19 protein-coding genes, 15 tRNA genes, 1 rRNA gene and 1 pseudogene are annotated in these 21,143 nt (G+C 43.6%); 34 read left to right on the forward strand and 2 right to left on the reverse strand.

Annotated elements, in window-relative coordinates; genetic code table 11:
- From C400_RS0125125 to C400_RS0125250, 25 genes are all read left to right on the forward strand, one after another.
- Nucleotides 1–172: ribosomal RNA gene (locus C400_RS0125125) — 23S ribosomal RNA — on the forward strand; the annotation flags it as partial.
- Nucleotides 173–237: 65 nt separating this feature from the next.
- Nucleotides 238–313 (forward strand) — tRNA-Asn (locus tag C400_RS0125130).
- Nucleotides 314–316: 3 nt separating this feature from the next.
- Nucleotides 317–408 (forward strand) — tRNA-Ser (locus C400_RS0125135).
- A gap of 17 nt (nucleotides 409–425) precedes the next feature.
- Nucleotides 426–497 (forward strand) — tRNA-Glu (locus tag C400_RS0125140).
- A 69-nt stretch (nucleotides 498–566) separates the two neighbouring features.
- Nucleotides 567–642: transfer RNA gene (locus tag C400_RS0125145), tRNA-Val, on the forward strand.
- 26 nt (nucleotides 643–668) lie between these two features.
- Nucleotides 669–745 (forward strand) — tRNA-Met (locus tag C400_RS0125150).
- A 15-nt stretch (nucleotides 746–760) separates the two neighbouring features.
- Nucleotides 761–837 (forward strand) — tRNA-Asp (locus tag C400_RS0125155).
- 37 nt (nucleotides 838–874) lie between these two features.
- Nucleotides 875–947, forward strand: a tRNA-Phe gene (locus tag C400_RS0125160).
- 22 nt (nucleotides 948–969) lie between these two features.
- Nucleotides 970–1,045 (forward strand) — tRNA-Thr (locus C400_RS0125165).
- Between the two features lie 4 nt (nucleotides 1,046–1,049).
- A tRNA-Tyr gene (locus C400_RS0125170) sits at nucleotides 1,050–1,135 on the forward strand.
- Between the two features lie 7 nt (nucleotides 1,136–1,142).
- Nucleotides 1,143–1,216, forward strand: a tRNA-Trp gene (locus C400_RS0125175).
- An 18-nt stretch (nucleotides 1,217–1,234) separates the two neighbouring features.
- Nucleotides 1,235–1,307 (forward strand) — tRNA-His (locus C400_RS0125180).
- A gap of 9 nt (nucleotides 1,308–1,316) precedes the next feature.
- A tRNA-Gln gene (locus C400_RS0125185) sits at nucleotides 1,317–1,391 on the forward strand.
- Nucleotides 1,392–1,397: 6 nt separating this feature from the next.
- A tRNA-Gly gene (locus C400_RS0125190) sits at nucleotides 1,398–1,469 on the forward strand.
- Between the two features lie 12 nt (nucleotides 1,470–1,481).
- Nucleotides 1,482–1,556 (forward strand) — tRNA-Cys (locus C400_RS0125195).
- 11 nt (nucleotides 1,557–1,567) lie between these two features.
- Nucleotides 1,568–1,646, forward strand: a tRNA-Leu gene (locus tag C400_RS0125200).
- A gap of 234 nt (nucleotides 1,647–1,880) precedes the next feature.
- A complete protein-coding gene (locus C400_RS0125210) occupies nucleotides 1,881–2,438 on the forward strand; it encodes a TetR/AcrR family transcriptional regulator (RefSeq protein WP_017428653.1) in 558 nt (185 codons plus the stop codon).
- Nucleotides 2,439–2,581: 143 nt separating this feature from the next.
- On the forward strand, nucleotides 2,582–3,808 hold the full coding sequence (locus C400_RS0125215; protein WP_017428654.1) for an MFS transporter: 1,227 nt from the start codon (nucleotides 2,582–2,584) through the stop codon (nucleotides 3,806–3,808).
- A 127-nt stretch (nucleotides 3,809–3,935) separates the two neighbouring features.
- Entirely contained in the window at nucleotides 3,936–4,247 is a 312-nt protein-coding gene (locus C400_RS0125220; RefSeq protein ID WP_017428655.1) for a LiaF transmembrane domain-containing protein, read from the forward strand.
- A gap of 88 nt (nucleotides 4,248–4,335) precedes the next feature.
- Nucleotides 4,336–5,004, forward strand: a complete 669-nt coding sequence (locus tag C400_RS0125225; protein WP_017428656.1) for a PspA/IM30 family protein — start codon at nucleotides 4,336–4,338, stop codon at nucleotides 5,002–5,004.
- Between the two features lie 7 nt (nucleotides 5,005–5,011).
- Entirely contained in the window at nucleotides 5,012–5,497 is a 486-nt protein-coding gene (locus C400_RS0125230) for a PspC domain-containing protein (RefSeq protein WP_016819932.1), read from the forward strand.
- Nucleotides 5,497–6,201 (forward strand): PspA/IM30 family protein, encoded by a 705-nt coding sequence (locus C400_RS0125235; RefSeq protein ID WP_016819933.1) that lies wholly within the window; start codon nucleotides 5,497–5,499, stop codon nucleotides 6,199–6,201. Before C400_RS0125230 ends, C400_RS0125235 begins: the two co-directional genes overlap by 1 nt.
- Before the next feature lie 148 nt (nucleotides 6,202–6,349).
- Nucleotides 6,350–6,997: a cell wall-active antibiotics response protein LiaF gene (gene liaF, locus C400_RS0125240; protein ID WP_016819934.1), complete on the forward strand. Its 648-nt coding sequence runs from the start codon at nucleotides 6,350–6,352 to the stop codon at nucleotides 6,995–6,997.
- A gap of 16 nt (nucleotides 6,998–7,013) precedes the next feature.
- Nucleotides 7,014–8,093: a sensor histidine kinase gene (locus tag C400_RS0125245; RefSeq protein ID WP_013372996.1), complete on the forward strand. Its 1,080-nt coding sequence runs from the start codon at nucleotides 7,014–7,016 to the stop codon at nucleotides 8,091–8,093.
- Nucleotides 8,071–8,721: a response regulator gene (locus tag C400_RS0125250; RefSeq protein WP_013372995.1), complete on the forward strand. Its 651-nt coding sequence runs from the start codon at nucleotides 8,071–8,073 to the stop codon at nucleotides 8,719–8,721. The genes C400_RS0125245 and C400_RS0125250 overlap by 23 nt, the downstream gene beginning before the upstream one ends.
- Before the next feature lie 76 nt (nucleotides 8,722–8,797).
- On the opposite strand, the gene C400_RS0125255 is transcribed toward C400_RS0125250, so the two are convergent.
- A complete protein-coding gene (locus C400_RS0125255; protein ID WP_232795435.1) occupies nucleotides 8,798–9,403 on the reverse strand; it encodes a hypothetical protein in 606 nt (201 codons plus the stop codon).
- Nucleotides 9,404–9,502: 99 nt separating this feature from the next.
- Between C400_RS0125255 and C400_RS0125260 the strand changes: the two genes are divergently transcribed.
- The 3 genes from C400_RS0125260 to C400_RS0125270 all read left to right on the forward strand — a co-directional run bounded on the left by C400_RS0125260 (nucleotide 9,503) and on the right by C400_RS0125270 (nucleotide 13,890).
- Nucleotides 9,503–10,267 (forward strand): YwmB family TATA-box binding protein, encoded by a 765-nt coding sequence (locus tag C400_RS0125260; RefSeq protein ID WP_017428658.1) that lies wholly within the window; start codon nucleotides 9,503–9,505, stop codon nucleotides 10,265–10,267.
- Nucleotides 10,268–10,454: 187 nt separating this feature from the next.
- On the forward strand, nucleotides 10,455–12,011 hold the full coding sequence (zwf, locus tag C400_RS0125265; RefSeq protein WP_017428659.1) for a glucose-6-phosphate dehydrogenase: 1,557 nt from the start codon (nucleotides 10,455–10,457) through the stop codon (nucleotides 12,009–12,011).
- A gap of 298 nt (nucleotides 12,012–12,309) precedes the next feature.
- On the forward strand, nucleotides 12,310–13,890 hold the full coding sequence (locus C400_RS0125270) for a peptide chain release factor 3 (RefSeq protein ID WP_017428660.1): 1,581 nt from the start codon (nucleotides 12,310–12,312) through the stop codon (nucleotides 13,888–13,890).
- 152 nt (nucleotides 13,891–14,042) lie between these two features.
- Here C400_RS0125270 and C400_RS0125275 read toward each other — a convergent pair whose 3' ends face one another.
- The gene (locus C400_RS0125275) at nucleotides 14,043–14,276 is read right to left on the reverse strand and encodes a small acid-soluble spore protein SspI (RefSeq protein WP_013372990.1); all 234 of its coding nucleotides are present in this window, start codon (nucleotides 14,274–14,276) and stop codon (nucleotides 14,043–14,045) included.
- Between the two features lie 157 nt (nucleotides 14,277–14,433).
- Here C400_RS0125275 and C400_RS0125280 point away from each other — a divergent pair.
- The 6 genes and pseudogenes from C400_RS0125280 to C400_RS0125310 all read left to right on the forward strand — a co-directional run.
- Nucleotides 14,434–15,102 (forward strand): annotated as a pseudogene (locus tag C400_RS0125280) (potassium channel family protein); the annotation flags it as partial.
- A 77-nt stretch (nucleotides 15,103–15,179) separates the two neighbouring features.
- On the forward strand, nucleotides 15,180–15,968 hold the full coding sequence (locus tag C400_RS0125285; protein ID WP_017428661.1) for a TrmH family RNA methyltransferase: 789 nt from the start codon (nucleotides 15,180–15,182) through the stop codon (nucleotides 15,966–15,968).
- Nucleotides 15,969–16,550: 582 nt separating this feature from the next.
- Nucleotides 16,551–17,252 carry a response regulator transcription factor gene (locus C400_RS0125295; RefSeq protein WP_017428662.1) on the forward strand — a complete coding sequence of 234 codons (702 nt, stop codon included), beginning with the start codon at nucleotides 16,551–16,553 and terminating at the stop codon, nucleotides 17,250–17,252.
- Complete coding sequence (locus C400_RS0125300; RefSeq protein WP_017428663.1) at nucleotides 17,249–18,235, forward strand: sensor histidine kinase; 987 nt, start codon at nucleotides 17,249–17,251, stop codon at nucleotides 18,233–18,235. The genes C400_RS0125295 and C400_RS0125300 overlap by 4 nt, the downstream gene beginning before the upstream one ends.
- Before the next feature lie 100 nt (nucleotides 18,236–18,335).
- Nucleotides 18,336–19,115 carry an ABC transporter ATP-binding protein gene (locus C400_RS0125305; RefSeq protein WP_026065519.1) on the forward strand — a complete coding sequence of 260 codons (780 nt, stop codon included), beginning with the start codon at nucleotides 18,336–18,338 and terminating at the stop codon, nucleotides 19,113–19,115.
- Entirely contained in the window at nucleotides 19,081–21,093 is a 2,013-nt protein-coding gene (locus C400_RS0125310; RefSeq protein WP_017428665.1) for an ABC transporter permease, read from the forward strand. The genes C400_RS0125305 and C400_RS0125310 overlap by 35 nt, the downstream gene beginning before the upstream one ends.
- The last annotated feature ends 50 nt before the right edge of the window (nucleotides 21,094–21,143 follow it).

Consider the following 21,143-nt stretch of genomic DNA (forward strand, 5'->3'; position numbering starts at 1 on the left):
TAGCTATGTACGGAAGGGATAAGCGCTGAAAGCATCTAAGCGTGAAGCCCCCCTCAAGATGAGATTTCCCAGTATGTAAGACCCCTTGAAGACGACGAGGTAGATAGGTTGGGGGTGGAAGTGCAGTAATGCATGGAGCTGACCAATACTAATCGGTCGAGGGCTTATCCTAAAGATAAGACGCAATGAGTTTCGGATCCAGTTTTCAAGGTGTAACCTTGAAACAAATGTTAATATTCCCTGATAGCTCAGTTGGTAGAGCACTCGACTGTTAATCGAGTTGTCACAGGTTCGAGTCCTGTTCGGGGAGCCATATGGAGAGGTGTCCGAGTTGGCCGAAGGAGCACGATTGGAAATCGTGTAGGCGCCAAAAGCGTCTCGAGGGTTCGAATCCCTCTCTCTCCGCCAGAATTATTTTATAGTATGGCCCGTTGGTCAAGGGGTTAAGACACCTCCCTTTCACGGAGGTAACAGGGGTTCGAATCCCCTACGGGTCATAAAAAAATAATCACAAAAGGTTGCAATAAAAAGTTTGTTGTGGTATAATATGAAAAGTGTTCTGTTGAGGAGGCTTAGCTCAGCTGGGAGAGCATCTGCCTTACAAGCAGAGGGTCGGGGGTTCGATCCCCTCAGCCTCCACCATTTAAAAAGTAAATACTTATTACTGTCGCGGGGTGGAGCAGTTCGGTAGCTCGTCGGGCTCATAACCCGAAGGTCGCAGGTTCAAATCCTGCCCCCGCAACCAATTTAAATCTATTATGGAACTGTGGTGTAGAGGCCTAACATGCCTGCCTGTCACGCAGGAGATCGCGGGTTCGAATCCCGTCAGTTCCGCCATTAGTAATACATTGCTTGGTAAAGAGTCTTATTGTAAGGCTCGGTAGCTCAGTCGGTAGAGCAGAGGACTGAAAATCCTCGTGTCGGCGGTTCGATTCCGTCCCGAGCCACTTTTAATTGAATAGTTTTTGTGCCGGTGTAGCTCAATTGGTAGAGCAACTGACTTGTAATCAGTAGGTTGGGGGTTCAAGTCCTCTCGCCGGCACCATTTTGGAGGATTAGCGAAGTGGCCAAACGCATCAGACTGTAAATCTGCTCCCTTACGGGTTCGGTGGTTCGAATCCATCATCCTCCACCAGTTTTATAGGGGCATAGTTTAAAGGTAGAACAACGGTCTCCAAAACCGTTGGTGTGGGTTCAATTCCTGCTGCCCCTGCCAATTACTTCTTTTCCTGTGGCGGTCGTGGCGAAGTGGTTAACGCACCGGACTGTGACTCCGGCATTCGTGGGTTCAAGCCCCATCGGCCGCCCTTTCTTATTGGGGATTAGCCAAGCGGTAAGGCAACGGACTTTGACTCCGTCATGCATAGGTTCAAATCCTATATCCCCAGCCATATTATGCGGACGTGGCTCAGCGGTAGAGCATCGCCTTGCCAAGGCGAGGGTCGCGGGTTCGATTCCCGTCGTCCGCTTTGTTATACTCTGGCGCCATAGCCAAGTGGTAAGGCAAAGCTCTGCAAAAGCTTTATTCCCCAGTTCAAATCTGGGTGGCGCCTCCATAATTAAATATGCCGGCGTGGCGGAATGGCAGACGCGCTCGACTCAAAATCGAGTGGGAAACCGTGGAGGTTCGAGTCCTCTCGCCGGTATATAAAAAAGGATGATAAAATGCTTTAGTGCATTTTATCATCCTTTTTTATTATTCGTATTCCATAATTTTGGCAACAAGATTAACTTGAATCCAGATGAGTGGAAGATAAGAACTTTGCAGAGATTCTTTTTAATTAGGTTTATATTTGACTGTGACTTTGATGTTGTTGTAGGATGGTGGTACTAGAAAAACATTTATAGTTTATTAAGTGTAAAAGAAATGAGGAATGCATATGCAAGAAAGAATTTTGGAAGCTTTTGTAGAGGAAGTTCATGAGAATGGATTGAAATTTACTATGGATGATCTTGCGAAAAGACTTGCCATCAGTAAGCGTACGTTGTATGAAAATTTTTCGTCTAAGACGCTTATTTTAGAGACACTTATTGAGCGTACAAATGATGATATGATTCAAAAGACGGAGCAAATTATCCAAAACAATGAATTATCTTTGTTAGAAAAGATTAAGCAGTCGATTAGGGTTATGCCGCTGTATTATAAGTTTTATGATTTAAGAATTTTGGATCAGATGAAAAAGTATTATCCTGAGCAATGGAAAAGAGTACATGCTGATTTAAATGATTGGTCTCCGATCAGAACATTAATTCAGGAAGGTATTCGAGAAGGAATTATTGTGAATAAAAATGAGGCTCTAATCATGAAGCTAATTATTGATTCAGTGAATTTAACGCTTGATCAGCGTTTCTTTCTGGATAACAGTGTGACGGTAGAGGAAGCAACTTATTCCATTGTAAATATATTGTTATTTGGGTTAGTCGAAAAACAAAAATAGCCTAATAATATGTGCCTATTAAAAGAGGCTATTTTTTTATGTGAAAACTAATAAAACAATTAAAGTTTTTTTGTTTTTGAAGTTGGAATATTGAAATTTATTACTGATAAATAAAAGGGGTTCTGAAAAGGAAGGGTGGAAATATGTCTATACTGACAAGAAATCGGGGAGCAATGCTGTTATTGATGCTTAACATTTTTTTAGCATTCATGGGGATTGGATTAGTCGTTCCTGTTTTACCTAAATTTATAAGTGAGCTAGGGATGAACGGTTCTTCAATGGGACTAATGGTTGCAGCCTTTGCGCTGACACAGCTCTTATTATCACCTTTGTCAGGAAAGTTGTCTGACCGTTATGGACGTAAAAAGTTGATTGTTTCTGGGATGTTTATTTTCATGCTGTCAGAGCTTGTTTTTGGATTGGCGGGTTCCGTTCCTACCTTGTTTGTTGCACGAATCATGGGCGGGGTAGGGGCTGCGTTGCTTACTCCCTCTATAATGGCCTACGTCGCTGATGTGACCTCATTTGAGGAAAGAGGCAAGGGTATGGGCATGATTAATGCAGCGATTAACACAGGCTTCATAATCGGGCCAGGGATTGGCGGTTTGCTTGCAGCCTATGGAATACGTATTCCCTTCTTTGCGGCGGCAGGTGCTGCAGGAATAGCGGCTATTTTGTCTCTGTTCGTGCTGCCTGAGTCTTTGAGCAAGGAAAAACAACAGTACAATAGAGAGCTTCCGCGTGAAAAAGAAAACCTTTTACAGCAATTTGCCAAGTCCTATCAATCTCCGTATTTCATGGGCTTGCTCATTGTATTTGTCGTTGCTTTTGGATTGGCGAATTTTGAAACGGTATTTGGACTGTTTGTTGACCATAAATATGGTTTTACACCGATGGATATTGCCATCATTATAACGACAGGATCTATTTTGGGGGCAGTTGTTCAAGCAACTATATTTGGTTGGATCATTAACCGTTTTGGTGAGAAAAAAGTAATTCACCTTTGCTTGGCTATTGGAGGACTGTTTATTTTCCTAACTTTATTTGCCGAGCAGTACGTGATGATTATGCTGACGACTTTTATCATTTTTCTGGCTATGGATATCCTTCGCCCAGCAGTAAGCACTTCTCTATCGCGGCAGGCTGGGGATGAGCAAGGGTTTGTAGCGGGTATGAACTCGTCCTATACGAGCTTGGGGAATGTAATTGGACCGTTAGTTGCAGGACTGCTGTTTGATGTTCATATTAATTTGCCTTATATGGTGGCAGCGGTAGCCTTATTTGCTTGTCTCGTCCTTTCACTACGCTCTAAGCATGCAGGAAAGCGACACTCAACAACCCTTGCAGCAGAGCAGCGTAGAAGTGGTTAGCCGCAGGTCTATATTCACCCCCGACTTAGGTCTAGGTTCAAAAACCGTCTGGGGTCCGTTTTGTCAAACGTTAGGTCAGCGTACAATAAGGACATAAGCAAGACACAGTGAAAGGCGGTGAGAGATGATGAGAGTTAACAAAGGGAATGGGTTAGCCATTGTACTGATCGTGTTGGGTTCGATTATGCTGCTCGGTAAGTTTACTCCGTTTTTCGGTCACTTTGTAGGACATCTGATTGGTTACTTAATTCCGATAGCGATGATTATGCTGGGGTACTACGGTGTGAAAAGAGGAAATGCGCTCTTCGGTTGGATCGTGCTTGTGCTCGGGGTACTGATTTTACTGGGCAAGCTGTCCTGGCTTATTGGACCACTGCTGGCAATCGGATTAATCATATTTGGTGTATCCATGCTGAGTGACCGTAGAAGACGCTACTGAATGTGACAGTTTGAGGATGAAGAAAAATGTACGAAAGCAAAGAGCAAGAAATGATGAAAATACGAACTTGTGAAAGGAGTAGACGCCAATGAGTGTTTTTCGAAGAATGCGTGATATTACGGTAGCAACCTTCAATGAGCATTTGGAACAAAGTCAAGATCCGGTACAACTCATTGACCAGTTTCTATATAATACCCGTCAGGAAATCGCCGAAGCGGAAAAGCTTCATCAGCAGTATGCAGTGCATACAAGACAAATGAAGCAGCAGTTGGATCATGCATTGTCCATGCAGGCCAAACGGGAGGAACAAGCGCTTCTGGCTTTGAAAGCAGATGAAGAACACGTCGCAAAGCTAGCCCTTCAGGAAAAAATGCTGTATGCAGAAAAAGAAGAGCAGTATAGAGAACTGTGGGAGCAGAGCCGTGAATCATTACGTGAATTGGAGCAACAGCTGGATTCATTAAAGACAGAATACCAAACGGTACACAGTAAGCGTCAGTATTACGCTGCACGTGTACAAACGTTGAGACTCCAGCAGCAAATGAACGAACGGGCAGGTACATACGGTGGACGAAATGTTCCCCGAATGTTCAACCGCTTGGAAGACCGGGTAGCCGATATGGAAGCAGAAACGATGAGTCTGCGTGAATTGCGTCGGGGTGAGGAGTATACAAGGGATGCTCACAGCGGTGGATCGCTGCTCGAACAAGAGTGGGCGAGATTGAAAAGCAAGCTGAACAACAGCGGGAAGGAGTAAGTAAATTATGACCCGAATTTACCGATCAAGCCGGGATAGAGTATTAACTGGAGTATGTGGCGGTCTTTCTGACGCAACAGGAATGGACTCAACTTGGATACGTATTCTGGTTGTGATCAGTTTCTTTATTACAGCAGGCACCACATTTATGATTTATGTGATTGCAGCGTTGGTTATTTCCAAGGAACCAAGATCTCCTTACGATGGAGGATTCGGTCCAGATAGCGGTCCCTATACCCAGCAAGATCCGCGCTATTATGGCGGTAGTAATACTAGAACACAGTACGGACAAGGAACTGGTTACAATCAAGGCGGAGCATACGGCAACTCGAACCCGTTTGGTCAGGATGCCCGCTATTCATCCAAATTTAATGCAGGACACAACAGTGATCTGGATTCCATGATGGAAGATATCGAGAAAAAAGCAATGAAAAAGGAACTGGAAGAGTTACGTAAAAAAGTGGAGCAATTCGAGAAGGGAGAACGTAAATAATGGGAATCTTTAAAAGAATGAAGGATATGACAAGAGCATCGGTGAATGAAATGTTGGATAAAGTTGAAGATCCGATTATCATGTTAAATCAGTACTTGCGTGATATGGAGGCAGAAATTCACGAGGCTGAGGTAACAGTCGCCAAGCAAATGGCAAATGAGCGTCGTATGAAACAGCGCTTGGAGGAGGCTGTACGTGTATCCAATGAGCGCGAAAAGCAGGCCGAATCTGCATTGCGAAATGGTCAGGAAGAAGTAGCCCGCAAGCTGCTGGGCGAGAAGATTTATTTTGTGCAAAAGCAGGATGAATACCGTGACTTGCACACTCAAGCTGAGCTTCAAGCGAAAGAACTGGTACAGCAGCTTCATGGAATGAAGGATGAATTCTACAAAATGCGCAATAAGCGTAATGAGCTGGTATCCCGTGCTCAAATGGCAAAAGCCAAAAAGCAAATGTCGCAAATCAATAGCTTGCACACGATTGAAAGCGGGTCTGCTTCGCTGGGCTTCCACCGCATGGAGGAAAAAATCATGCAAATGGAGGCGGAAGCTGACGTACTGCGTGCCCCTTATCGTCAAGCACCGGGAGAGGCATATGTTAATCCCGCAGAAGCTGAAAAACAATTTAAAGTGGATGAGCAGCTTCAACAATTGAAGTCCAAAATTCAGACAGGTGCTAAACCTGTAGATATGAAGAAGGACTAACTACTCGGAACCCAAACATTATGATATGCTGTATAGATGGACACTGACCAATAACAGTGCTCAATCTGTATGGTTCGGGAAGCCATATGGCCATAAATTGCGCCACTATGGCTTTTCCTTCCTGTATAAGCAAAAAAGGGGGTGCAGCATGGAGAGAAGAAAATCAGCCTTGGCACTGGCAGGGATTGGCATCGGGATTATTATTTTATTCGGTCAGTGGATTGGGTTCCTCTCCGTGTTTGCACTGATCCTAATGTTGGCGGGAATATATAAGATTCGCAATTCTAAAATCAAAAAGGGCTATACGATGCTTGCCATCGGTGCTGGTCTGCTGGTGCTGGATCATTTGTTCTTGTTTGTGGTGATCACATTGGCTTCGCTGGCTGTGTTCTATTCACGTTCCAGGAAGCTGCATAAAGGTCAAAGCTCCATATTCAAACACAATTTCATATCCAATCACAAATGGGATGAAGTGCCGTGGAGCTTGCGCAGCACAAGTATATGGCATGTGGTTGGGGATGTGGATGCTGACCTGACGCTGGCTCTTCCAGAGGAACGTGAGCCCGTCATATTTTTACAGGGGATCTTCGGTGACATTGACATCACGCTGCCGGATAATTACGGTGTAGAGGTGGAGATGTTCGTATTGTTCGGGCAGATTCAGTTCGACCGAGATCATGAGGCGGGGATGCTCAACCGACTGGTGTGGAAGTCTCCTCATTTTGAGCAGAGTGAATATAAAGTGAAGTTTGTCGTTTCGTACCTGGCGGGCGATGTCCGCATTCGATTTTATTGAATCAGGAGGAACCGGGATGAATCATAAAAAAACGTCCAACATGGTAACCCGCAGTATGGGTGAAGGTATCCTCCTGTGTGTTGTTGTGGGCGTAGTTGTCTTTTATATGCTGTATACATATGGATATGTGAAGTCGTTCCCAACCTGGGGAATGATACTGAAAGTAGCAGGAGCCGTTATACTGGTGTTGATTGGTACAGGCGCAATGTACGGATTTTATGAAAGTTATCGCTTTAAAAGCAGACTGGAAATGTTAAGAGAGACATTGCTAATGTGGGAAAAGGGCACCCCTGCACGTGAGTTGCCACCCCTAGGGCATGATGAGCTTGGCAGGCTAGGAGAGCAGTTGGAACGAATCGGGCGTAAATGGCAGGAACAAGTTACGTCTTTACAACGCTTATCTACAGATAATGCTCAGCTGGCAGAACAGGCACGAATGACTGCGATCGTAGAGGAACGGCAGCGGCTGGCCAGAGAGTTGCATGATGCAGTATCGCAGCAATTATTTGCTATTTCAATGACCGCAACGGCTGTGGGCAGGACACTGGACAAGGATTTTGATAAAGCGCAGCGTCAAGTTGCATTAATTGAAGAAATGTCTTCCGTGGCACAATCTGAAATGCGGGCGTTACTCCTTCATCTACGGCCTGTCTATCTGGAAGGAAAACGGCTTGAGCAGGGTTTGCGTGATTTGGTACAGGAATTACAGGCAAAAGTACCAATGGAGATTGATTTTGAGATGGAAAGCGGAGTACAGTTGGTTAAAGGCATTGAGAATCACTTGTTTCGCATTGTTCAGGAAGCGATGTCTAATACATTGCGCCATGCTAAAGCAACTCGTATGGAAATTCGTATCGTGCAGCGCCCGGATTCCATTAGGCTGACGATTCGGGATAATGGTATTGGTTTTGAAATGGATGAGAAAAAGCAGACATCATATGGATTATCCACCATGCAGGAGCGGGTTAGTGAAATTGGGGGAGCTATTCAGTATATAACGGCTCCGGGAAAAGGGACACGGATCGAGGTGTCTGTGCCAGTTATTTATGATGAAAGCGGAAGGAACGATGATCATGGAAACGGAATTACCGATTAGCGTGCTGCTGGTAGACGACCATGAAATGGTGCGGATCGGGCTTGCGGCAGTGCTGGGGACAGAAGAAGGGATTGAAGTGGTCGGCGAGGCTGGAAGCGGAGAAGAAGGCATACGGTTAGCATCAGAATACAAGCCAAATGTGATTTTAATGGATTTGGTCATGGATGGCATGGATGGTATTGAAACGACACGCCAAGTGACACGCCTGCTTCCAGAGACAAAGGTGATTGTACTGACGAGTTATTTGGATGATGAGAAAATGTACCCGGTCATTGAGGCAGGTGCATTCAGTTATTTGCTCAAAACGTCTCGTGCTTCCGAGATTGCGGATGCGATCCGTGCAGCTGCACGCGGACAGTCCGTACTCGAGTCACAGGTGGCCTCTAAGATGATGAATCGATTCCGCCAGCCACAGGCTGAAGCGCCCGCGCATACAGAGCTAACAGATCGTGAGATGGAGGTTCTTCGCTTGTTGGCACAAGGGAAGTCTAACCAGGATATCGCAGATGAACTGATTATCGGGATTAAGACGGTAAAATTCCATGTCACGAACCTTCTCGCCAAATTAGGAGTGGAGGACCGCACACAGGCGGCAATCTATGCCTATAAGAACGGCTTAGCAGAGTAGATTATAAAACGACAAATACAAAGAACCGGAGGCGATGAATGGTCCTCCGGTTTTTTTGTGTTCTGAAATACGGCGTTTAGATAAGGAGGAATAGAAAGGCGATTAAGGCCAGATCTAGTGCAAGCCCTCCCCCGTATCCATATCTGCCGCGATAGCCTGCTCTGCCATTTGCATAATTTCCATTTCCGTTTGAGCCAAATTCGCCTACGTTATAAGGAAAGTATGGATTTAGAAGTTCGTCGGGCGGTCTATTAAAGGCATTTAGCTTGGCAGAAGGGCGAGCTTTGTTTTTGGAATTCCTTTTTTTCTTTTTAGAGGAGATTTTTTTAGCTTTTTGTTTTCCTTTGTTACTGTAGCTTCCGGCATAGAGACTACCAGGAAAGGAGGATGGATATCCGTTCAACATCAGCTTGCCTTTGCTACACCCGCTTAAGATGCCGATGTGTCGTGTACCATCACGCATGACGGCACAGACCATCCGTCCGCCATGAGGTGCCGCACTGGCTTCATTTACTGGATAAATGGGAAACATGATTTCACCTCTTTTGGTGTAAGATGCGTTGTGATTATAGTCTATTCTTATCGTGCCTACGGTGTATGGTCGAACACCCAGTAGGCGAATGAATATTTCTGAACGGTTGTGCTGACTTCCTCTGCGTATAAAACCTCTGGCAACGGGCATGCTATTGATAGATTCATAGATTTCAATCGAGCCGAAAAAAAGAAGCATTCTATCGTGGATATGCGGAGAACGTATGGTTATGGAGGGGAAGGAACGCCCATGTTAAAAGCAGAGATGATTAAAAAGGGAGTTATTGCGATTTTGGTATTAGGAACGGTGTTGGTACTGGCTGGCTGGCGTTACGGAACTTTTCAGGCCAACGGAACTGATTCCCGCGAGGCAGAAACGGCTTTACGCTCGTTGTTATTCCTATCGGATCAAACCCCGGGTACACTGGATAAGCTAGTTGTAAAATGGCAAGGCGATTGGATTCCTAATCATGAAGATCCGGCAGATATAGCAGCACAGATAGCTGATCAACTGAATATACCCACAGCAAGTAAACTCGTGGAAAATGGACATACACTTTATCGTTCTGTTCGTGATCGTGAGGATTTGAAAATTCGTTTAAATGTGATGGAACGTCAAACTGGACAATGGTATGTAGTCGTTCAGCTGGAAAGCAGTGACACAGGACGTGAGCAATTGATTCAGCTTCATAAGCTTTGTGCTGAGCAATTAAATTCTATAGGGGTTCAAGCGCAGTGGAACACCTCCGTTCAGCGTTCGCTGCAAGCAAAGGAAAGCGTGGATCAACTGATGAAACAAACAGAAGCGAGCTTAGCGGGGACCATCTCCATGCAGGCTAAAGAGAGATACACAGATGCAACCACAGTAGCTGTATCTTATGAAGCTCCAGAACTGCCATTAATGGTGCAAAGCGGTGAGCATCAAGTCCAGATGCAGATGGCGGTACATGAAAATAGAGCGCAGCAGAATAAACGTATAACACTCGGTTTTCCGCTTATCACAATTGAATACTGACTTATAAGGTGAATTTATGATTCATCGGATAGCTTATCCATGTAGAATATGTTAAAATGTCATCAAATCTTTAGTTCCATGTTTTTCGAAAATCAAGTATGATCTTGTATAAATATACACAATACTACATGCGGATTTCGAGGATTGTGGATTGCGGAATCTTGACATGGGAAGAATGAGGTACTTCATGGCTGACATACCTGTTAAAGAATCTCTTGTGACACAAGGTGCAGTTCTGTTTATTTTTGGTGCTACGGGCGATTTGGCTCGCCGCAAGTTATTTCCTGCTATCTACAGCTTGTACCGCGAAGGCAAGCTTGCTGAAGATTTTGCTGTAATTGGTGTAGCAAGACGTCCTCGCACGGAAGCAGAATTCCGTAATGACCTGTACGCTTCCATACAGGAGTTTAGTCGCTATAAAGCAGAAAATGATCAAGAATGGCAGGCATTTGCCGAGCATTTTGAATATAAATCGCTGGATATCAACAATGTCGATGGGTTTCATGAGCTGAGACAGCAGACGGAGGCTATAGAAGGTAAGTTTAACATACCGGGAAATCGGCTGTTTTATTTGGCCTTGGCTCCTGAATTATTCGGAAGTGTGTCGAAGAGCTTGAAAGAGGGCGGCATGTTGGACGGCAAGGGCTGGAATCGTCTGGTTATAGAGAAGCCTTTCGGCTACAACCTCGAATCTGCACAAGAACTGAACATTGAAATTCGTGAAGTATTTGCCGAAGAAGAAATTTATCGGATTGATCACTATCTTGGTAAGGAAATGGTACAAAATATCGAGGTGATCCGCTTCGCTAACGCTTTTTTTGAACCACTATGGAATAACAAGCATATTGCCAATGTGCAAATTACGCTGAGTGAAACGGTAGGGGTAGAGGAACGCGGAGGTTATTATGATCATTCCGGTGCCTTGCGTGATATGGGACAGAACCATATGCTGCAAATGCTTACGATGATCGCGATGGAACCACCTAGTCGTTTATTGCCAGAGGATATCCGTGATGAAAAGGTAAAAGTGCTGCGTTCACTACGACCTTTTGAATCGTCTGAGGATGTGAAGACCAACGTGGTACGTGGTCAATATACTGAAGGCAGTTACCGAGGTCAGCAGTTGCCAGGGTATCGTCAAGAAGACAAGGTTGATCCACAATCGAATACAGAGACTTATTTTGCTTCACGTGTGTTTGTAGATAATTTCCGTTGGGCTGGTGTACCGTTCTACATTCGTACAGGCAAACGTCTCCCTGTAAAAACTACGGAGATCGTTGTGGAATTTAAGAGCATGCCAACCAATGTATATCTCGGTCAAAAGCATAAGCTGGAACCAAACTTGCTCGTCATTCGGGTCAATCCAATGGAGGGCATTTACATTAAAATTAATGCCAAGAAACCCGGTTCGGAATCAGATATTGAGCCGCTGGCTATGGATTTTTGCCAAAGCTGTATGGTGGGGATCAACTCACCGGAGGCGTATGAACGGTTGCTGATGGATGCGATCGAGGGTGATTCGACATACTTCACGCGCTGGGATGAGGTGGCTACAGCGTGGGGATTCGTTGATCGAATCGCCAAAGCATGGCAGCAAACCCCGGATACACTGGAAACCTATGCTGCAGGCTCATGGGGACCTGATGGTGCTCACAAGCTGTTGGAGCAGGATGGCTACAAGTGGTGGCCGGTTAGCGGTCAGGATGAAGATAATGTCATCTGGCGATTAGGCGGCACTCAGTAATCCCGATTTGTCCAGCATCCCCCTATGTCCTGTTCAGGATGTAAGGGGATGCTTTGCGTTCGGAGTATGCTATAATAGCTTAGTCTCAGGTTTTCAGTTTGCAACTGATTATACGTTAAAGGCAGGCTAAAACATGTAAATAGATCGTATTTATCATGAATATGGTAACGGAGTATGCCGAATACTGGAGCTAACGGCAATGAGCCGATGAACTTATGAACATAGGCGTGCATCATGGCCTTTTTATGAATAGCTTGAGCAGAAATGCAATGGATTTGATCATGAAGGGATATGTGAAATGAGTAAAACAACAGATATACTTCAACAGGAAGTCGACAAACGGCGTACGTTTGCGATTATTTCTCACCCGGATGCGGGTAAAACGACACTGACGGAAAAGTTGCTGCTGTTCGGGGGCGCTATTCGTCTTGCAGGTACAGTCAAAGCTCGTAAAGCTAGTAAGCATGCGACGAGTGACTGGATGGAGATTGAAAAACAGCGGGGGATTTCGGTAACATCCTCAGTAATGCAATTTGATTATAATGGGCATCGCGTTAATATTCTGGATACCCCAGGTCACCAGGATTTTAGTGAAGACACATATCGCACATTAACAGCTGCAGATAGTGCGGTCATGCTGATTGACGTAGCGAAAGGTGTGGAAGCGCAAACGATCAAGCTGTTCCAGGTTTGTGCGAAGCGCGGAATACCGATATTTACCTTCATTAATAAGCTGGACCGTGAGGGACGCAGTCCCTTTGATCTGATGGAAGAGCTGGAACAGGTGCTTGGTATCCGTTCGGTACCGATGAACTGGCCGATTGGTACAGGGCGTGATCTGTGCGGTGTTTATGACCGTGTCAAAAATCAGGTTGAGTTGTTTCAGGGAGATGACCATTCCACGATCAAAGTACAAAAAGTGGAAGGTTACAATGATCCGATTATTCGCGAGATGGCGGGCGAATATTTGCACGACCAATTATGCCAAGATTTAGAGTTGCTTGATGTCGCAGGTGACCCTTTTGATATGGAAAAAGTACAGCGTGGAGAATTAACGCCTATATTCTTTGGAAGTGCGATTAATAATTTTGGTGTGCAAACATTTTTGGAAAACTTCCTTCAGCTTGCTCCTAAGCCGGAACCGCGCCACAGTACAGTTGGAGAAATTCAGCCAACGAACGAGAAGTTTACTGGCTATGTATTTAAAATTCAGGCCAATATGAACCCGGCTCACCGTGACCGTATTGCATTTTTGCGTATCGTGTCTGGTAAGTTCCAACGCGGGATGAGTGTTAAACATGTTCGAATGGGTAAGGAGATTAAGCTGTCCCAACCACAGCAGTTCTTGGCACAGGACCGTGATATTGTCGAAGAAGCATTCCCTGGGGATATTATAGGCTTGTTTGACCCAGGTATTTTCCGCATTGGCGATTCACTGAGTCAAGGTGGCGAGGTTGTATTTGATGAACTGCCGACCTTCTCACCTGAGATTTTTGCCAAGGTTACTGTAAAAAATGCTTTGAAGCACAAGCAGTATCTGAAAGGTATCGACCAGTTAACCGAAGAAGGTATGATTCAGGTGTTCCGTACGGTAAGCTTTGATGATACGCTACTAGGTGTAGTCGGCCAACTGCAATTTGAAGTATTTGAATACCGCATGAAGGGTGAATATGGGGTAGATGTACAGCTTCAACGTATGCCGTTCCAATTTGCACGTTGGATTGTGGATGAGCAGATTGATCCGAGCAAGTTCCGTATCAACTCTACGCTGGTAAAAGATAAGAAAGGCAATTATGTAGCCTTGTTCGAAAATGAGTATGCCATGCGTACGGCTATAGAAAAAAATCCGACCGCTAAGTTTTTGGAAATGGCTCCATAAAATTTTATATGCAGTACAGTCTGATTTCAGTCATTTGATATATACCACGAATAGTCCACTCGACATGAATGCGAGTGGACTATTCTCATTTTCGAATACGGGTAATAATAATGAGCACAATTAAAGCATAACAAGAAGTTGAATCGCTAGGGTTAGGTTAAGGGCACGGGTTTGATTTTATCGATTTGTTCGTGTGCCAAATGGACGAAATCCTGCTGCTGGTTTGGACTCATATGCTTCCATGCGATTTCAAGAATGACACCTAATCCAGGCAAAGCGGCTTCCGGTCCATCCACTGACCCAATAATCATATCCGTAAGATCAGCCTCTGATTTGCCGTGAACTTTGTGAACAATCGCTTGTCGTAAATCCATTGTAATGGGCATGTGTACCTCCCGTATGTTGTAATAGTGATCGAATGTATTATGGCTTGGGCTGTGGTCCAATATACATGGAGAAGCATTTGGAATAAGGATGCCAAAATTTATGTTTGTAGCATGATATGCTATACTATGACGGACAGTATGGTGAGCGGGAGGTAAAGAAGGAATGGCGAAAAAACAGTATGCGGTCATTGGCATGGGGCGCTTTGGCTCCAGTGTTGCCAGCGCGCTGAGTGAGATGGGTTTTGATGTGTTGGCTATCGACTCGGACGAGCAGCGTACACAGGAAATGTCGAATATTGTGACGCATGCGGTGTCTGCCGATTCGACGGATGAGGAAGCACTGCGAGCACTGGGTATCCGCAATTTTGACGTAATTGTAGTCGCAATTGGTGAAGATATACAAGCCAGTATTCTAACAACATTGATTCTCAAGGACATGGGTGTGCCCGCTCTTGTGGTCAAAGCACAAAATGAACTACACGGGAAAGTGCTGCAAAAAATAGGTGCGGATAAAGTGGTTTATCCTGAACGGGATATGGGACTGCGGGTAGCCCATCATCTAACATCTCCCAATATTCTGGACTATATCGAGCTGTCCAAGGACTACAGTATTTTGGAGATGCGAGCCGCTGATTCCATGATTGGCAAAAATCTGAAGGAGCTAGACATACGTGCACGCTTCGGCTGCAATGTAATGGCGATTCGTAGAAACCAGGAGATGAACATTTCACCTTATGCTGAGGATCGTCTTGAAGCGGGTGATGTGCTGGTCATTGTGGGTCACAAGGACGATCTAACCAAGCTGGAGCTGGCTTTTGCAGCTTAGAGAGGTTTAATGTTCAAGTACAAGTGATGCATCATTTATTTTTAAAGAAACGGACCATAGAACGGAAGGTTAAACGAATGGAAATCATTTCACCGAATAATGCGCGTGTAAAAGAATGGTCGCAATTGCTGGAGAAAAAGCATCGTACACGGCAGCATAAATATATTGTTGAGGGTATTCATCTAGTGCAGGAAGCGTTGCGTTCGAACGCGGCAGTAGAAAGCGTCGCCTATGATTTGGACAAGGGGATTCCTGCCGAGCTGAATGGTCTGGATTCAGCCGACCAGCCGGTGGAATGGATTCCCGTGTCGGCGGCGGTCATTGCCAAATGCACCGATACCAAGACGCCGCAGTCTGTCTTTGCTATCGTGCATAAGCAGGAGCAGAGCGCATTCGCAGCATTACTGGAGCAGCCAGATGCGCTGGTGATGGTGCTGGACGGGGTACAGGACCCCGGCAATGTAGGCACCATTATCCGCAGCGCGGACGCTGCTGGAGCCGCAGGCGTTATATTGGGTCATGGCTGCGCCGACCTGTACAACCCCAAAACGATCCGTTCCACGATGGGATCGTTATTTCATCTGCCGGTGATCGAAGGCAGTCTGGAGGAGCTTTTGCCGCAGGCCAAAAGCAAAGGGGCCCGCTTGCTCAGCACCTCGCTGGATGCAAGCTTGTCATGCTATGCTGTGGATTTGCGTGTATCCACCTGGCTCGTGATTGGCAACGAGGGCCAAGGTATTTCTGCTGCTACCGCTAGTATGGTGGATGAATCAGTATTCATTCCAATGCAGGGACAAGCAGAGTCACTGAATGCAGCCATGGCCTCTACGGTGTTATTATTCGAGGCGATGAGACAGCGAAGCTAAGAGAATGAACACGGATTTTGTGGGTTATAGCATCAATGATTACTAAAATGAGTCGGGTCATAGAGCCCGACTCATTTTTTTAGAGAATGTTATATCTGTCATGATCTTGATCCCTTTTAAGGGTAGGTCTTCATTTGGGCATAATACATATATTACTGTTGAGCTGTTTTCTATATACCTTACAACAAAGTAAGGTTTTTGTAAGCTTTGACTGTTGTTTGTGATGTATAGGCTAGTTAGTATGTTTAATAGCTAGGCAAGGAAAGATGTGAGCATATGAAGTATTCAAAGAACAAAATAAAAAAGGTAATCAAATCAAAAAAAGACTTCGATGAGACGATAAAAAAATATAAAGGGATCATTATTACAGTAACAGTTATCGTTATGATGATTATAACGTTAACTGCTCTGGTGCTTGGCACAATGCATATTATTCGAGACTCAATCTATATCACAATTGAATCTTCCTAATTACAATTAAAGAAAATGGATTGTTGTTATTGCTTGGACGATTAAATCAAGGCATTATATAGAGAAAATCATGTTATTAAAAATTCAAGCACTAAGAAGGTAGAAAACACAATGCATAAAATATTAATCGTAGAGGATGACCCTCAAATTAGCTCTTTACTCCAATCCTATCTTGAAAAGTATGGTTATCAGGGAGTTGTCGTTTCAAATTTTGATCAGGTATTGAGTACTTTTCAGGAAGTAAAGCCTGATTTGGTCATACTTGATGTGAATTTACCTCGTTTTGATGGATTTTATTGGTGTAGACAAATTCGCACCCAATCTACTTGTCCTATCCTTTTTGTGTCCGCGCGGGATGATAAGATGGATCAGGTCATTGCTTTGCAGAACGGGGCGGATGATTACATTACTAAACCGTTTCATCCCGAAGTACTGTTAGCCAAAATAGAAAGTAATCTGCGACGTGCCTATGGTTTATATGCAGTTGCCCAAAAATCACGCTCCATAACAGTGTCAGGCTTGACTCTATACCCTGACATTATGGAGCTTGTGTTTCATGACAAGCAGGTAGAAATGAGCCATAAAGAAGCTGCGCTACTGGAGCTACTGATGACATATCCTAAGCAGGTTGTAGGGAGAGTTCATCTCTTAGAAGCTTTATGGGATGATTACCAATATGTAGGAGAAAACACACTGAATGTTTATGTTACGCGTGTCCGCAAAAAGCTGAGCGAACTGGGGTTGGAGGATATTATAGAAACGGTTAGAGGAGCTGGATACCGGCTGCACTTGACTGAGGAGGAAGAACAGTGAAGCTTTTTTGGCGTGACCATTTCTCAATGATCATATTCAATATCATTCAGCTTTTTCTTGTGTTAAGCATTTATTGGATGGATGGTTATCATGAACTGTCAACGGCTCTTTATTCCGTATTTTTTGGAATCTCCCTATTGCTAATCTATTTGTTGTTCCGGTACGTCATATATTCTGGTTTATATCGATTATTATCCACTGCAAACATTAGAGATCTAGATGAAATCATTCAGATGAAGGTACTTAATCCGCTTGCCTCTTCATTACAACATTTGCTTTTACAATATTATCAATTGTATCAGTCCCGAATCCATCAGTTAGAGCATCAGCAACGCGATCATATTACGTTTATTAACCAGTGGGTTCACCAGATGAAAACTCCTCTTTCTGTTATCCATTTAATCCTCAAAGGAAAAATAGATCATGAATCTGATCAGATTCACGATGAGATTGATCGAATGGGCAAAGGGCTGGACATGATTTTGTATATGTCGCGACTGGAGTCCTTTGAACCTGACTTTCATGTGGAGCCTGTTGTATTACGAAACCTGGTTAGTGAAGTGATTTATGATAACAAAAGATTATTGATTCGCAACGAAATTTATCCTTCCAATGGAGTGGACGAGCAGTTGAGTGTAATTACCGATGCCAAATGGCTAAGATTTATTATTAATCAATTGGTGATTAATGCGGTAAAGTACTCTTCAGGTCATGCCCACAGTCTGAAATTAATATCTGATGTAAGAGATCATGGAATTATGCTAAAAGTACAAGATGAAGGGATTGGTATCCCTAAAAAAGATATAGAGCGGGTATTTGAAGCTTATTACACAGGTGAAAACGGACGGAAGTATAGTGAATCCACCGGGATGGGGCTTTATTTGGTGTCAGAAATCTGCAAAAGGCTGAATCATGATATTCAACTGAAGTCGACGGTTGGTGAAGGAACGACGGTTGTGATCTTATTTCCAATTCACAAATGAGAACCTTACAACACATTTAAGGTTTCTGTAATGTTAATCGATCGCTTCATTCGTCTAGATGGATTATGATCATGACATAGGAAAAAGAAAGGAATGAATGATGGAGATTGTACGAATGGATCAAGTCACCAAAATATACTATGGTAAGGTTCCACATCGAGCTCTCAACAATATCCAGTTAACGATTCGACAAGGTGAGTTTGTCGGTATTATGGGTCCGTCTGGTAGTGGGAAGACAACATTATTAAATATGATTTCGACTATTGATATGCCGACTTCTGGCGAGGTTAGCATTAAGGGGGAAAATCCCCATCTGCTCAAGAAGGATAAGCTGGCTTTATTTCGCCGCAAAGAACTGGGGCTTGTATTTCAAGATTATAATTTGTTGGAAACCCTCACTTTGGGAGAGAACATACTGTTTCCTCTGATGCTGCATAAAAAAGGTCTAAAGGAAATGGAGCACAAACTGGAAGAGGTAGCGAAAAAACTGGAAATTACAGATGTTTTGAACAAACGACCATATGAGGTGTCAGGGGGACAAAAGCAACGGGCAGCCATAGGCAGAGCTATGATTCACTCTCCTTCGCTCCTGCTTGCAGATGAACCAACTGGAAATCTCGATTCTAAGTCTTCGCGTATTGTAATGGAAATGCTGAGCGTTGTTCACCGTGTAGACTATTCTACAATTGTGCTGGTAACACACGGCGCCTTGGAAGCTAGCTATTGCGACCGGGTAATTTTTATTAAAGATGGTGAGTTATATAATGAAATCCGTCGTAGTCATAGTCAGCAAATATTTTTTCAGGAAATCATAGATATGCTCTCCTTTTTGGGGGGAAGTAGACATGCACATGAGCTTTCGTCTGTTAGCATGGAATAATCTCAAACGCAATGCGCGTGCTTACGTTCCTTATTATTTAAGCAGCTCCTTGATGATTACGATTTTTTTTGTATATGCGGTATTTATTTTTCACCCGGATGTCTCGAATGTAATCACAGCAGCTAATGTAAAAAAGGGATTACAGGTTGCGGATCTGTTGATTTTTGTATTTTCCTTTTTTTTCGTATTATACACAAATAATATCTTTGTTGCTGCACGTAAGAAAGAATTTGGTATACTCACCATTTTAGGAGCAAGTCATAGGCAAATTTGTTTTTTGGTAGCTTTTGAAAATCTAATTATAGGCTTTTTATCATTGGTGACCGGGATGATCGGAGGATTTGTTTCAGCGAAGTTTTTCCTGCTTATGGGTTCCAATGTCATAGGAATGTATTTAAGATTTTATTTTCCCTGGAAGGCACTGGCTTTTACAGGAATCGGCTTTATGTTTTTGTTTATATTGATCTCACTTGTGTCTGTTTTCTTTATCCGACGTTTTAAACTACAGCAGCTTTTTAGCAAGGCTCCTCAGCTCAACAATGAACCTAAAGCTTTTTGGAGTCTGTCCATTCTTGCCATAGTATTCATAGGAGCAGCTGTATGTTTAATGAAGCTTGATTTTTCACCATACATTTATCTGGCACCGTATCGTTTAGGGACCCTTTCTTTTTATATATTGCACTATTCGGTCGGAGACACCTTTAAATATACAATTATAATGGGATCTCTGGGTATTTACTTATTTTATAATCAATCATGTGTACTATTCATCCAATTGCTTAGAGCTAACAGGAAATGGTCTTGGAGCGGATCGCGTTTGTTATGGTTATCTGAGATCACATATAAAATGCGAAATAATGCCGGGCTTTTTTCATTGATTACCCTCATTTCTATCATTTCCTGTGTAGGAGCAGCGTCAACCTTTGACTCCATGCAGCAGCAAAAAAGATTTCTTAGGGAGCAGTCTTATTCATTCGCATTTACATCTGATGTTGTAAGTTCTAACGAGCTTGAAAAAGAGATTGACCAAAATCTGTATACGGCTGGGGTAGATTATGGGAAAGGTGAAGTGTTAGTCTTCCCCTTTCGGGAACAGGTCGCGCTAGTGATGAAACAATCCAACTACGAAGCACTTGCTTCCAAGTTTAAGAAGCTGAAACAGGTACCTACGCTTCGGGAGAATCAAGGTTTTTTCCTTTTCGATCCAAACGGGATGTCTTTCGAAGAAAAGAAAACCTTTTTTGAAAAAAAGCTAACTTACAAGCAAGGGAAATCTCATATGATGAATCTTCAGATTATGGATACTAAGATAATAGATCATAACCTGAAGTTTGATGGAAATATCGTCTCTGAACTAGGAAGCTTACTTGTTGTCTCTGATCGAACTTACGACTATTTAATTGAACATCGGTATTTCAATGATCCGTTGGCATATAAATCTATTTATTATTTTGTGCCCAAATGGAAGAATGGCCAGCTTTCCTTAGAAACTTCTGAAACTCAACAAGAGGTATGGTTGTATTCTGTGTTGGCCAACAAGGTTAATAAAGGAGTGCTTAACTCTAGGGCCGTAGACTATTTGACATCGGAAATGGATCTGGTTATTAGTGAATTTATTGGTGGATTTATCGCCATTATTATGTTGGCGAGCACGGTAAGCCTGCTGTATTTCAGATTGTATGTAGATCTTCAGCGGGATGAGGAAATATACCGAGCTTTATCGAAAATTGGACTAAACTCAAGGGAAATGAGACAAGCTGCCTCCAGACAAATTGCATTTCTGTTTCTTCTGCCATTAGTCGTATCATCTATAGGAATAGTGCTTTGTTTAGTGATGTCAGAACCGTCTGGAATATATGGATTACCCGTTCATCTTACGCTGATTCAGATTATGCTGTGCTTCTGGGCAATCCAATTCCTTTCCTTTCTTATTGTACGTTTCCTGTATCTTCGTCAATTGGATCTAAAGATACTGTAAGAAACGGTAGGTCGTGTAGAAAAAGTTGCAGAAGGGTAGGATTGGGTTCC

The organism is Paenibacillus sp. ICGEB2008, from assembly GCF_000307675.1.
GTDB lineage: Bacteria > Bacillota > Bacilli > Paenibacillales > Paenibacillaceae > Paenibacillus > Paenibacillus polymyxa.